Origin of the sequence: Paenibacillus daejeonensis DSM 15491, assembly GCF_000378385.1 — a bacterium.
Lineage (GTDB): Bacteria > Bacillota > Bacilli > Paenibacillales > Paenibacillaceae > Paenibacillus_D > Paenibacillus_D daejeonensis.
On record NZ_KB899662.1, the window covers coordinates 327529 to 341229 of the forward strand.

General features: G+C 59.2%; 4 protein-coding genes. All 4 read right to left on the reverse strand.

What is annotated here, in order from left to right; genetic code table 11:
* Positions 1-421: 421 nt before the first annotated feature.
* Entirely contained in the window at positions 422-7726 is a 7305-nt protein-coding gene (locus F556_RS0114805; protein ID WP_020617756.1) for a condensation domain-containing protein, read from the reverse strand.
* Between the two features lie 193 nt (positions 7727-7919).
* On the reverse strand, positions 7920-9605 hold the full coding sequence (locus tag F556_RS0114810; protein ID WP_020617757.1) for a carbamoyltransferase N-terminal domain-containing protein: 1686 nt from the start codon (positions 9603-9605) through the stop codon (positions 7920-7922).
* A 20-nt stretch (positions 9606-9625) separates the two neighbouring features.
* Positions 9626-12967: a non-ribosomal peptide synthetase gene (locus F556_RS0114815; protein WP_020617758.1), complete on the reverse strand. Its 3342-nt coding sequence runs from the start codon at positions 12965-12967 to the stop codon at positions 9626-9628.
* On the reverse strand, positions 12964-13698 hold the full coding sequence (locus tag F556_RS0114820; protein ID WP_020617759.1) for a thioesterase II family protein: 735 nt from the start codon (positions 13696-13698) through the stop codon (positions 12964-12966). The genes F556_RS0114815 and F556_RS0114820 overlap by 4 nt, the downstream gene beginning before the upstream one ends.
* Positions 13699-13701: the final 3 nt, after the last annotated feature.

The following is a 13701-nucleotide window of genomic DNA, read 5'->3' on the forward strand; positions in this document are numbered from 1 at the left end:
AGAGCAAATAAGGGGCTTTTTCAGGCGCTGTTGAAAAAGGAGCCTACGGTCACGGATCTAGTCGCTTTCTTCTAGACAAGTGTTGACCAGATTCGATTCCGTGCCTCCCCGGCCTTTTCAAAAAGCGCATTTCCTCAGATACGAACATCTCAAGACAATTTACCTCTGGTGGACGCGTTTCCCGGGGTACGCCGCGATTCAAGTAACAATTTACCCTTAGTTGGCGTGTTTCCCGGGGTGCGCCGCGTTTCAAGTAACTTTTTACCTCTGGTTGGTGCGTTTCCCGAGTTGCGCCGCCATTCAAGTAACAATTTACCTCTGGTTGGCCCCGCGACGCACCAACCAACTGCCATCTTTTGCAGTTATTTCGCACTGACCCGGCCATGCGACGCTATCCTAACTTCCTCCGGCAACGTTAAACTTAAAAGTCAAACTCCATCTCGTAATCCTCGCTCTGGGCCTCCAGCAGGTCACTGCGCAGGCGGATGTCTGCCAGCTTCAGCTCGGGTTCTTCAGCCAGACGGGTGATGGCCTCTCTGTAAAATGCTGCCACGTCGTCGATGATCGTGCGGTCGTAGACAGCTGAATCGATTTTTAGATCCAGTCGGCCTAACGATACGTCGACATTGAAGTCCAGCCAGGTGTTGTTGGCGTTGACCTTGGATTCGACGAGCGGCTGACCATCCTGCGCTTCACCTGCACTCTGCTCCTCCACCGAGCCACTCTCACGGAAGTCGGTGAAGTTGAACAGCGTATCGGAGATCGGGTTGCCGGCATCCTGCGCGTCGCCGATTGCTCTGGCAATCTCGGATAGGGCCATCTTTTCGTAGGAAGACAGCTCCAGCATGTGGGCATGGAAACGGCGGATGTAGTCCGCCCAGCTCTCCTCGCCTGCAAACTGGGTGCGGACAGGCAGCATATTGAGGAAGAAGCCGACCATCGCGTCGCCATCCTCGCAAGCTGGCCGGTTGTGCGTCAGAATGCCGACCACCGCATCGTCTTGGTTGGTTAATCGGCTCATCAAGCGGGCATAGACGGCGAACAACAGATTACGCAGGGTCACGCCCAGCTGACCGGCAAGCTCAGTGGCCTGTGCCAGTACCTCCGGCTCCAGACGATAGCGGTATGTGACCCGCTCCGTAAACCCTTCGCGATCGGTACCTTCCGGCAGCGCCAGACGTTTGTACCCGCGCAGCTCCTCACGCCAATATTCGCGCATGCTATCATCGTGCTTAATCAGATACTGGTCGAGCACGAACTGCTTGTAGGAATGAAGCAGCGGCTGCGGCCGGTAGTCGGGATTGCTCAGCAAGGCAAAGTAAGTGTCACTCAATTCCTTCATCAGGATCGCGTTACTCCAACCATCCATAATGGACTGATGATAGATGAACAAGAACAGATACTGCTCCCCGCCCAAATGGAATACACGGGTCCGCCACAACGGCGCTTCCCGGAATTCAAACGGTCTGCCATTCTCTTCGGCCATCACGGACTCGATCCGTTCGCGTTGAGTCTCCCGGTCTTGTCCCTCCAAGTCAATCACCGTGACATCCAGTTGGGCTCCGGCATGGACGATTTTCACGGGCTCCGCCGTATGCTCCAGATGGAAGCTTGCCCGCAGATTGGGATGCTTGTCCGCCATCAGAGCAAATGCCCGCAGGAAGACCGCTTCATCAAACTGCTCATAGCGAGCGCTATAGACATACTGGATCATGTGGGCGGAGGTGCCTGGGTTCGCTACCGAGTGGAAAACCAGCCCTTTCTCGATATCACTCATCGGATAGGCGTCGTCCGGACGCTGGGCATCTGCTGGCCCGCCTTCCCATTCACTGGTAATTGTCTCCCGTAGCGATGCCATCCGCTGTCGCATCATTCCCTCAAGCTCACGCTTCTGCTGCTCGGCGGCCTCGTTCTGCTCCGGTGCAGATGTAGCAATATAAGCCGCCATTTCCGCTACCGTTGGATGGAGGAACAGGTCTTTCAGTTCGATGGCGTACCCCAGTTTTTTGAGGCGGATGGATGCGCGCAGGGCCTTGATAGAATCGCCGCCCATCTCGAAGAAATGATCTCCCCGGCCCACCTGCTTAATCGCAAGCGCATCGCTCCATACTCCAGCCAAGGTTTCCTCTAGGGCAGAATCGGCTACATGCGCGCCGTCCTCGGTAGCCGATAACGCAGCCACCAGTTGCTCCTCGGCCATACGATGCAGCGCCTCTTCATCCAAGCCTCCGCGCACATCAAGCGGAAACTGTTCGACTTGTACATACTGCTCTGGTACCGCATAGGCTGGCGCTACAGCCTTCAGGCGGCCCTTGAGCTCGCCGCTGTCCTGCGGACGATCGGACCGATAGACAAGCGTCAACCGTGGAGCAGCTGTCTCTTCGCCTGCAAGCATAATGACTCTTACCTGGCTAAAAATGCCGAGCGCCCGCGCTTGCTGCTCCACCTGGTGCAGCTGGACGGCAAAGCCTTTGATCTCCACCGTACGACGCGTCTCCCCGTCATAGCGGTACTTATCCTTGGCAGTCCTGCGGCCCTGCCAGCCGGTAGCCTGCCACTCGTCTGTGTCACCTCTATGGGCTGCACGGCACATAATCTGTCCGCTCACGCCTGCCGGCAGCGGCTGGCCGTCCGCATCGCAGACCAGCAGCTCGATTCCAGGCAACGGCTTGCCCAGCACAAGAGCTGCCAATTCATCGCCGTTGTGCCCCGAACCCATAGGTACGTTGCAGGTTGTAAGCAAGCCAAGCGCTTGCGAGCCGCACAGCTGGATCAGCTCGCAGCGCACCCCGAGCCCGGCCAGCCGGTCAGCAAGCGAGGCGACCTGCATCAGTTCGTCCGGCTGCGTCAGCAAGCCGATCCGCCGCACACTCTGCAATTGGTGCGCTGCTTCCGGAGTTTCGAGCAGCAGCTCCAACTGCCACGGCGTCGCGACCAGTGTCTCCGCTTGGCGTTCGGCCAACTGACGTCCCATGGCTCCGGCATTGTCCGGTACGGATGGCGAAGCCGTGCCCGCAGCAGCCGCTTCTGCCGCTGCCCCACCGAGCAGACCGAAGCCGGTCGCCGCAACCAGCGTGCGCTCATCACCCAGCGACTCAGGGTAGGACCATGAGGGGGAGAACGTGGCACGTGCAGCCTCCGGCTGCGTTGTCGCTGGCTTCAATGCAGAGACCACCTCCGCCGTACGCTGCGACTCAGATGCCCCCTCTGACCCCGCTGTCTGTTGCTGCGATTCAACTGGCTCGTTCGACCCCGCTACCGTTTGATGCGGCTCCGCCCTCTGTTCTGTTCCCGCTACCACTTGCTGAGACTCAGTCGCCGTGCCGCCCCCTACTTCCACTTGCCTTGGCACCGATGCCACTTCTATCTCCGCGAGCACAAATTCCCGCACTGGCAGGTCCGGCGATGCAATCAGAGCTTGCAAGCCTTGTTGCAGATGCTCGGCCAGTCCCTGCATGGTGTCGTGGAAGAACAAGTCGGTGTTGTAGGTCAACGCCGCCTGTATTCCGTCCTCTGTCGGAACGAATTCCAGATGCAGGTCGAACAGGCTCGTGACCCCGCGGTCTTCCATGTCCTTCAACGTCAGGCCCTGCAGCGGGCTGCTGCCAGTCAGGAGCATGTCGGTGTTTTGCAGCACCAGCATCACGTTGAACAGCGGCGAACGGCTCATGTCGCGCTTGATGGCCAACTCCTCGACTAACCGGTCGAATGGATACAACTGATGCTGGTACGCGCCCAGCGTTGTCGTCCGCGCTGACTCCAGCAGATTGGCGAGAGTGGCATCCGGCTCAACCTGTGTCCGCAGCACGATCGTGTTCGCATAAAAACCAAGCTGATCCTCCAGCTCCACCTGACTGCGGCCAGCGATAGGCGAACCGATTAGCAGATCCGATTGACCGCTGTATTTGTAGAGCACCAGATTGGTCGCAGCCAGCAGCGCCATATACAACGTTACGCCGTGGGTACGGCAGCTTGCTTGCAGCTTGGCCGTGCTCTGCGCGTTCAGCGCAAAACGGATACGTTCTCCAGCATAGGTCTGCATCGGCGGCCGTGGCTTGTCCAGCGGGAGCTCCAGTGTCGGCAAGCTGCCGCCCAGCGTCTCGCGCCAATAGGCGCCCATGCCGTCGTAGCTGCCATCCGCTATGGATCGGGCCTGCCACTGCGCATAATCTTTATACTGAATACGCAGTGGAGACAATGGATATTCCTGTCCTTCCACCTGGGCATTGTACAGTACCGCCAGCTCGCGCAGCAGCACCTGGGAAGACCAGCCATCGCTAATGATATGGTGCATATTGATGTACAGCACATGCCGCTGCGGAGCAACAACGAATAGTACCGCCTTAACCAGTGGACCACTTGCCAGATCAAACGGCAGCATCCGGTCCTGCTCCATCCATGCTTCCGCTTGTGCCAGACCCTCTTCCACTTGTAGATCACGGCGCTCCAAAGCAATGCCGAGTGACTCACGGTCACGAATGATTTGTACCGGCTCCCCTTGGTCATCGCCAAATACGGTCCGCAGCACCTCATGACGATCTACCACCGCCTCGAATGCCGACGCCAGTGCAGCCTCGTCCAGCTGGCCCTCCAGCACCATCGAAAAGGGCGAGTTATAGGCAACGAGACTCTCCGGGAACTGGCTGAGCATCCACATCCGTTTCTGCGCGGCGGATACCGGGTAACTCGCCTGCTGACCTGCAACCGGAATCAGATCCGGCTGTCCGCCTACGGCCTGCCCTGACAAGCCAGACCCCGTAGCGTTACCTGCCTGCTCCAGCAGTCCTGGATTTGTCACCGTATCGCTCGACTGCGTTTGACCTGCGGCAACAGCAGCTTGGGCTTGCGCCGTTTCCGGCACCGATAAGCCAGCTCCGCCAGGCGCTTGCTCCAGCTTAGCAGCCATGTATCTGCTCAGCTCGGATGGGGTGGGGTGGCGGAATATTTCTTCAAAGTTCAGCTCTACCCCAAACACGCCGCGCACCCGCAGCAGCACCTGATTAGCCATCAGAGAGTGACCACCCAGCTCAAAAAAGCTGTCATTCGGACCAATATCCGGCTGCTTGAGCACATCACGGAAAATCGCTGCCACTTTGTCCTCGGGTCCAATCAGACTATCCACATAAGCGGAGAAACCGCTGAGCGTCGGATAATCGAACAAGTCCTCGAAATCCAGTTTGACGGCTAGCTCCTCGCGGATTCGTCGGATGACGCGGGTAGCCAGCAGCGAGTCGCCGCCCAGCTCGAAGAAATGATCGTCCCGGCCGAGTGCATCCAGCTCCAGCGCCTCGCTCCAGAAGACGGCCATGCGGCGCTCCAGCTCGGTGGCCGCAGGGTCCTTCAGTACACCTGCCGCCTCAGCTTGCTTCTCAACACCCGTCTCGTCCATCAGATCAGCCATCGACAGCTGCGGCGTCTCACGGACCCAGCAGCGGATTGGCTCGAACGGATAACCCGGCAGTTCCGCCCGCTGAGCCGGACGACCCGCAACCACTGCCTGCCAATCTGGCGTGTGACCCTGTACGTACAACGCACACAACAGCTCTGCAATTGGATCTCCGACAGTCTCTGACGCGAGCAGTCCGCACATGCGGAAGCGATTGTCCTCCACTCTTGATCCCAGTGCGGTGCCAAGCTCGCCGCCAGGCGCCAGCTCGACGAAGAGCACATCCCCCTCTGCAGTCTCGGACGCGATCAGCTTGTCTACGCGGCCCTCCAGTCCGTCCAGTGGCACAGGCTCGTACGTCTCGGCAGCCTTCATAACCTCTGCCAGTGGGCGTCGCTCGGCGATGACATCCGCAGCCAGTCTGCCAATGCCGACCGGCAACAGCTGAGCTACAGGCATCCGCCATTCTGACAGAAGACGGTACATCGCGATGAGGTGAGCCAAGGCGCGTACGCCATCTCGGCCTGAATCGGCAAGCTGCAAGGCTTGCGTGTACGCCTCCCGGTACACTGGATGACGTGTTTGCAGCGCCTGGATGACAGCCTCCGGCAGTGGTGTATGGTCCGTTACCAGCAGAATAGCCTTGCCTTGCTTCGATCGGCTATCCGCGAGCGACAGCATCCAACCTGCGCCTGACGCATGGCCATTATGCAGGGGTGCTGCACTGCCAGTCTTAACAGCCTCCAATCTCTGGCCGTTAGGCGCGGCGCTTCCTGAGTATCCCTCAGGCTGAACCACAGCCTTGGCTGCATCTCCGCCCAACGACTGCAGCGCTGTCCGCAGCTGCTCACGCAGCTCAGCCGCGCTGCTCGCCGAAGCGGCGAAGCGGCAGCGATAATGCTTGCGCCCTCGTGCCAAGGTCCAGCTGACGGAAGTCAAGTCAACATCATTCACCGTCTGCAGACGATCGGCTAATGCCTTCATCCGGCGCTTCAGAGCATCCGGCGTCCTGGCAGAAACGACGAAAGGCAAGGTGCCAGTTGATCCGGCATCCGTCTCAGATTGTTGCCCGTTCACAGACTCCGGCGCTTCCTGCAGCAGGACATGGCAGTTCGTGCCGCTAGCCCCAAGCGAAGTGACGCCCGCATAACGCGGATGTCCCTGAGGCTCAGGCCATTCTCTGAGCTCCTTGTTGACATAGACTGCGGAATTCTCGAAATCGATCAGCTCATTGGGCCGCTCGAAATGCAGCGTCGGGAAAAATACCCGGTGCTTGAGCGCCATCACGGCGCGCACAAGCCCCGCAATGCCAGAGGCATTGTAGCCATGACCGAGACTGGACTTGATGGTCGAGATCGGCACAATGCCGCGCGCATCCGTTGCATCGCGAAAGGCGGCACTCAGTCCTTCAACCTCCAGTGAATCCCCCAGCTTCGTGCCAGAGCCATGCGCCTCGATATAGCCGATCTGCCGTGGATCAACGCCAGCCTTGCGCCAGGCGTCGCGGACGACGCCGGCCTGCGAGATGCTATCCGGTGCGGTCGGGCTGGCGGAGCGGCGGGCGTTGTTATTGACGGCGGTGCTTTTGATAATCGCATGAATCGTATCTCCGTCGCGCTGTGCCGCCTCCAGCGGCTTGAGCAGCACCGATGCTGACAATTCCCCACACGACATGCCTGCGGCATCCTCGGAGAAGGCGCGTGATTTACAGTCCGGAGACCAGATGTTGAATTCGAACTGCTTGTCGCGGTATGGCTGCAGGTTCAGATTGACCCCGCACACAATGGCGCAGTCTGCTTCGCCCAGCAGCAGCTCGCCGACCGCCATATGAACGGCTACGAGACTGGACGAGCAAGCCGTGTCAATCACTGCCGCATTGCCCGTCAGATTGAACTGGCGGCTGATGCGAGTAGCCGCAAAGGCCGGCGAGTTGCCAGCCACCATCGTATCCGGGAACTCTTCGGCAAGTCGGTAATACTCGGGATTGATATCGGAGACGAAGACGGCTGTCCGTGAGCCGTCAAAATCGTCAGGGTTATATCCCGCATGCTCAAACAGATGATAGACACTCTCTAGCATGAGCCGGTGATGCGGGTCCATCACCTGGGCTTCCGCCAGCGACAGCTCGAATAGTGGATGATCGAACTTGTCGATATCCTCCAGATAACCGATCGGGCGCAGCGGCCGCTCCGGATTGAGCGTCGCATCCTTGACCCGCTTCGCGGAGAGCTCCCGGACCAGATCGGGACTGCGCTTGAACAGCTCCGTTACCTCCTCGATCCCCGATGCCTCCGGGAAGCGGGCAGCTATGCCGATTATGGCAATATCTCTACTACTCATGTCCCTTCACTCCCTGTATAGGTGGTTCAAAAAGTCCGCTTTTGATCACGAAGTGATACAGGATGCAGATTCGACATCGAATCTTGAATGCACTCGAAACTTCCGGTGCTCACGTAGCTTCCAGCTACGCTCCGCTCCTCATTTCCTCCTGCCTCCAACCTTCTCGGTACTAAAAACCGACCTTTTTGAACATTTATTTTTTGTGTTCTCGCTCGTACAGCAAGCCATCCGACCACACATAGTTGGTGCCCTCCCAAGCCGTTGCCGAGGCGACATCCGGGAAGAAGCCTTTGCCGTTATAATTGGCACTCGTGTTGCAGAGCACAGGGACGCCGCTATGCCGCTTGTAAGCCGTCAGCAGCTCGGCTAACTGTGGGTTGTCTGCCGGATGCACGGTCTGCAGACGCGCGGTCCCATCGAGATGGATGACCGCTGGAATTCGGTTCACCCAGTCCGGCTTGACCCGGTGATCGAACAGCATATATGGATCGCGAATGCCCGGTTCGAACAGCTCCGCCGCATCGGCCTCCAGACAGATCGGGGAGACGGGCCGGTAAGGCTCGCGGTGCTTGATCTCATTCAATACATCCTTCATCGCAGGCGACACGGCCGGTGCGATAATGCTGCGGTTGCCGAGCGCCCGCGGTCCCAGCTCGGCTCTGCCGTGCAGGACTACGACGGGCTCGCCCTTCTCATGCAGCAGCTGAGCCAGCTCCTCTGTGCTGCAGCTTCGCTGGGTCCAGCCAGCTGCCGGCTCCGATGGCACGACTGCTGGGCCGCTGTACACCTGCCAGTCCAGTCCTAGCCCGCCGCCGCGCGCCAGCAGGGCACAGCAGGCGGCGCCGATCGCGCTGCCCGAGTCGTTGGGGAACGGCGGCACGTACACCTCGGAGACGATACCTGCCTCACGGATCAAGGAATTCCATTTGATGTTGAGCGCACAGCCGCCTGCCAGGGCGAGGTTAGCGGATTTGCCGCCGTGGCGGCGGATTTTTTTGGCCAGCTTGTCCAGCAGCATCTGACCCAGGTAATCATGGAAGGTCCGCAGGACGTCCGCATCTTCATACGATTGCCCCGCCATCCGCTCCTTGAACAGCCGCGCCAGCTTGTTGCCGAAGCCCATCGGATGATCATACGCGTCCAGATAGATCTCGTCCCAGATGTCATACCACTGCGGCTGTGACTTCCCGAGCGCAATGTACGCCATCACCTTGCCCGCGACTGACAGACTGTCCTTGGCAAAACCGCCGCTAACCTGGAATGGGCCGAAATGCTGGGCGAACAGGCTGTACATGTTGCCGATCAGCAGGAAAATCGGGCCCAGGTTCTCGAATCCTCGCTGCTGCGCATCGTAGTAATACAAGCGCGGATACATGCCACCGTCCCATACGAGAACGTACGCACTCTCGCCACGGCTGGCAAACGGACTGCTGCAGTACGCACCTGCCACGTGAGCCGCCGCATGATAGTAGCTTACATAGGGAAGGGAGCGGCCGCCGATTCGCAGCCCTTCGAAGGACCATTCCTTCAGCAGCGGGTCCTGCGGACCCTGCTCCTCATACTGACCCACGGCCAATTGGTAGGCCTCGCCTCCGTCAGCCGCGTCCAGCCAGTTGTGGCCCTCGCCGATCGTCAGCCGCGGCTGAATCGCCAGGGCATCCTCATCGTCGCCACCCCAACCGTCCACTGCAAAATAATCAATATCTTCAATGCGGTAGCCTTCTGCTGCGAGAATCTCCTCAATAAGGGCTGTATCCTCAATCTGTGCGTACCGGCCTTTGTTACGGAGCTTCTCCACCTCAATGCTGAAGACCAGGCGCCCATTATCAACCAGAGCTACGGCTCCATCGTGCGTCAGCTTCAATCCGCAAATGATCATCTCCTGCGCCTCCTTTTATATTAAAACTCGATCTCGCGTAGCGTCTCTGCTGGCGTTTCCTGCTCCTGGTCGGCTTGGGACAGCTTGGCTGCGAGCGCCGAAACCGAGCGGTAATCAAACAAATCCTGTACGGTCGCTCGCCCCGGATACGCCTTCCCCAGCAGGGAATAGATGCGAATCAAGCGGTGCGAGTCGCCGCCGATGGCGAAGAAATCATCGGTTACGCCAAAATCCTCCCGGCCCAGCACATCCGACCAGATCTGCCATACCCGCTGCTCGATTTCGCTTCCTGGCTGTACCCTATCTTCGGCAGGGGTGCGGCTGTCCATGGCTGCCATGGCCTGACGGCGCAGCTCCCGGCGGTCAAGCTTGCCTGTCCGCGTGAGGGGCAGCTCGGGCACCTGCCACAGATGAGATGGTATCATGTAAGCCGGCAGTGTGGTGCGCAATCGTTGGCGCAGCTCTTCCAAGCGATTGTCGGCTTGCGAGCCTGCGGCACTCTGCGTAACCTCGCGGTTCGAGTGATCCGTCTGCCCCGCCTCTTCACGCAGGGATACGAAGCCGTGCAGCTCTGTCCGTCCGGCATGGCGTACCGCTACGACGGCAGCCGCCTCCACTGCCACGTCCGCAGCGAGCGCGGCCTCGGTTTCCCCGGGCTCGACGCGATAGCCACGGATCTTCACCTGCTCGTCCCGGCGCCCGGCAAACCGTAGTCTGCCCTCCCGGTCTCGGCGTACCAAGTCCCCACTGCGGTACATCCGAATGCCCGGTCGATAAGGGTCCTCACCGAATCTCTCGGCGGTCCGCTCCGCATCACCGATGTAGCCCCGAGCGACGCCTGGACCTGCAAGGTAGAGCTCACCTGTCGCTCCAGCGGGTACGGGCTCGCCGTCCAATCCCAGTACGTAAGCCCGCATCCCTGCGACCGGTTCACCGAGATGAACTGGAGAATCGTCGCACGCGGCAGACAAGGCATCCACGGTCGTTTCGGTCGGACCGTAGTTGTTGTATACCGCGTAGCCTTCGGCCAACAGGCCGTCCTTCACTGCTGGCGGCATGGGCTCACCGCCACATATGACGGTCCGCAGTTGCGGCGCGGGCGGCTCATCTTCACCCAGCAGCAGCTCGCCCAGAATGGAGGGAACGTAATTGACCAAGGTGATGGCTTCATCCACCAGACGTTTCCGGAACGCGGCTTTGTCCAGGACGAGTCCAGGCTCCGCGATCACGACCTTTCCCCCATGCAAGAGTGTGCCGAACCAATCCTCAACACTCGGGTCAAAGGTATAATCTGTTAGTTGAAGCACCGCCGTGCTGTCACCCAACGCGTAACGGCCCGCGAACCAAGTTGCTATGTTAATGACGCTGCCGTGCTCCACCATGACGCCTTTGGGCTTGCCGGTTGAGCCGGACGTGTACATGACGTAAGCCAAGCGGCCTGTTGACGAGGGCCCGCTGTCCGTATCGATATCCATAGCCGAAGCAGCCACTTGCTCCCGAGGCAATTGGTTCTCAGCTGTAAATCCCGCATGCTGAACTTCAGCATCGCTGGACCCCAGTCCGCGAGAATCTTGCACTAGTGCCTCGACATCCAGGACCTGTACACCAGGAGGGACACTAAGCTCAGCGGCCGCTGCCTGGTCCGCCAGCACGATACGCACCCTGCACTCCCCGAGCATATGACTGATTCGCTCCGGCGCTTCCTCCGGGTGGATCGGCAGATATGCGCCTCCCGCCCGCAGAATACCCAGCATCGCAGCCGGAATAAATTGGGACGGTCGCATCTGCAGCGCCACGATCTCCTCTGCGGCCAGTCTGCCTGAGCGAAGGGCATGCGCAATATGATCGGCCTGACGGTCGAGCGCTTCGTAGGTCCATTCGCCGTCAGCGCTTTTTACAGCGATGGCTTGTGGCGTCCGGCGCACCTGTTCGGCAAAGCGTCCATCTATCGTCCCGGTCGTGTCGGCGGGCTGGACCTCTTCCCCAAGCAGGCCCGAGCGCTCCTCTGACGACACCATTGCAAGCTCAGCGATAGGTGCCTCTGGCTGAGCTGTCAAAGACAGCAACAACTGACGATAATGCGCCAGAATGCGTGTTACACTCCGTTTGTCGTAGCGTTCAGACGGACTGCCAAGTGTCAGCTCCAGACGCTCACCGGTCATCACGCCCAGCGTGAGAGCGTAATGCGTCGCTTCCTCCAACTCATAGCCGCTGACGGAGAGTGAGCCATCCGCTGCACGCATAGCACCCGGTTCGACCGGATAGTTCTCCACGACGACGATGGAGTCGAACAAGCTCTCGCCTGGTTCGGGACCCGCCTTTTGAATCCGGGATAGTGGCATCGACTCGTAAGCTGCGCGCGCACGCAGATCGGCTGCTACCTGCTGCAGCAATTCCCCGACCGTGCTGTCCTCCGTTGTCCTGACGCGCAGCGGAACCGTATTGATAAATAAGCCAATCATTGACTCTATCCCAGGCAATGCAGATGAACGTCCGGATACCGTCGTACCGAACACCGCATCCCGTGTGAGGCCATAGCGCTGCAACAGCAGGCCCCACCCGGCAAACAACAGCGCAGCCAGTGTCACCCGCTGCTCTCTTGCCGCTGCACCCAACCGGTCCGTTTCCTCGCGACTGAGCTCCAGCACTGCCGCCACAGGCTCTGCAGCCGGGATGGCCTCCTCGCCTCCATACGGCAGACGAGTGGTTTCTTCCAGATCCTCCAGGTATGTATGCCAGTAGGTGTCTCCTGCCTCTGCATCTTGCTGCTGAAGCTTCTGCACGTAGGCTTTGAACGGTGCCGGATCGGCTTGCAGTTCTTGCCCCTTATTTCCGTAGGCAGCGAAGAAGCGCGAGAGCAACAGTCCCGTGCTCCAGCCATCGTACAAAATATGATGATTGCAAATCAGCATGGCATGCTGCTGCTCTGACAGCTTGCACAGCAGAATACGGTAAGGCGGCTCCGACAGATCAAACCCGCGTTCTTGCTCCTCCGCACGAAGCTCCGCCAACCGGGATTCAGGATCTGCTGCATCACTGTAATCATGACTGCTGATCTTGGGCTCATGACGCTTCAGTACAATCTGCACGGGCTGTGAGAGTCCTTCGTAGCGGAACACCGTCCGCAGCATGTCCGAGGAAGCTGCTACCTGATTCCAAGCATCCTGGAAGCGTTCAAGGTCCAGCATGCCTTCCAGCCGAACGACAAATTGAACGTGATAAAGGGCTTGCCCCGGTTCCTTCAGCTCATGCAGCAGAATGCCTTCCTGCATCGGCGTTAATGCCAGCATGTCCTGGACTGCGGCCTTATCGATCGACTTGGGTTTTAGGGCACCAGCCTTCTGGTTTTGTGTATGATTCATCTGTTGTGGACTCCTCTCCTTGAATCGCCAGTCAGCGTTTCCCGCATAAGACCCAGGACATGCTCTGCATCCTCATGGATAAAAAAATGTCCACCTTCACAAATGTTCACGCGACAGGGGCCGCTGGTATAAGATGCCCACTCCTCCATCGGTTCCGAGGGGCCCTCCAGTCTGCCCGTCAACACAGTCACAGGCATGGTCAGCTTGTCCATTTGCAATGCAGGCTTGTAGTTTTCCAGCAGCGTATAGTCTGCCCTGATAATCGGCAGGAACAATTCGCGCACATGCGGATCATCCAGCAGACCTGCCGGTGTTCCACCCTTTTGCTCCAGCTCCCTCTGCCATTCGTCATCGCTCATCTCCATCGCCCGCCGTTCCCGCTTGAAGGGAAGATGTGGCGGCAGCGCTCCGGACAGGATCAGATGCTCCGCTTCGGGCTGACCCATTGCCCGCAGTCTGAGGGCCGTTTCATAAGCGACCTTCGCCCCCATGCTGTGACCGAACAATACGTAACGTGTCGTGGACGCTTTTTGGAGTTCCGTCTTGATGATTCGGGCTGCGTCGGTTGCAGCCTCTTGCATATCGGCATAAAACGGCTCACCCATCCGGCTGCCCCTGCCTGCCAACTCGAGGGGGAGGACCTCAGCCTGAGCCAGCAGCGGGGCGCGCCATTTTTGATAAATCGAAGCCGATGCTCCGGCATACGGGAGACAAAACAGCAGCGTCTTCATGAC